The organism is Haloterrigena salina JCM 13891, assembly GCF_000337495.1.
GTDB lineage: Archaea > Halobacteriota > Halobacteria > Halobacteriales > Natrialbaceae > Haloterrigena > Haloterrigena salina.
In genome coordinates this window covers 1-846 of the sequence record NZ_AOIS01000056.1, presented here as the reverse complement: position 1 = coordinate 846, position 846 = coordinate 1, and the positions used below count along the sequence as shown (strand labels likewise).

Genomic DNA, 846 nt, shown 5'->3' with positions numbered 1-846 from the left:
TTCCGCCATACTCCTCATCTCGGTATTTTGGCCGAACATACACCTGTTGCAGACAAGGACGGTCTACTTGGCCAGGTTGATTCCAGAGAAGATATCCCACAATTTCTCCTTCAGAACCGATTTCTGGATTTCCGATTAATAGCCCCTTCTGATGATCTCCACGATAATAGCCAAAATTCGGGTACTCTATCTGTGATTCTCTTGTTAACCCGTGCAGGGTGGCATCCGCTGTAGTAGTTTCACCATCGCTTTCAACTTCATAGAATCTAAGACAATCACGCTCGATAGGCTTGCAACCTTTCCCCCAATCACCTTCTATCCAATCAAGTTCAAATGAAGTCCGGTAGAGCGTTTGACTTGTGCCACCTATAGAAAGTCTGTATGGGCTGTTGCATTTTGCACAGCTGATTATAGTTAGATCTAATTGGTTCAACTGCTCTTCGTTTTTAGGCTGGTTTTTGCATTTACATTCTGGTGGATCTTCCCTATCATCGGTCCATTCCCCCTCTTCGACTAATCGGTCAATCTGTTCCAGAGTATATTTCTCACCGAGGGTAAACCGACGAACATAGGCTTTCATCTTTTTCTGCATTACGTCTATTACCTCTCGATCTTCCCACTGGAAAATTATATCCCGATTCCAAATTTCACCATAGGAATGGTATTCATTCTCTAATGAAAAGTTGTACAATGGTTTGAATTCATATTCGCCTTCTTCCTCAAGGAGACTGAATATTTTCGCCGATGACTGTTGGAGAACGAGGAAAGCAGTACAGAATCTACCCTCTTTCTCCCCTCCAATATGCTGAGGGAGTATCTTGTCTACGCCATCCTTTTGCTCTAATC

The 846-nt window shown here is 43.3% G+C and carries 1 protein-coding gene; it reads right to left on the bottom strand.

The features are described from left to right. On the bottom strand, window positions 1–846 hold an 846-nt coding region (locus C477_RS23860), incomplete at both ends, for a hypothetical protein (RefSeq protein WP_160168024.1).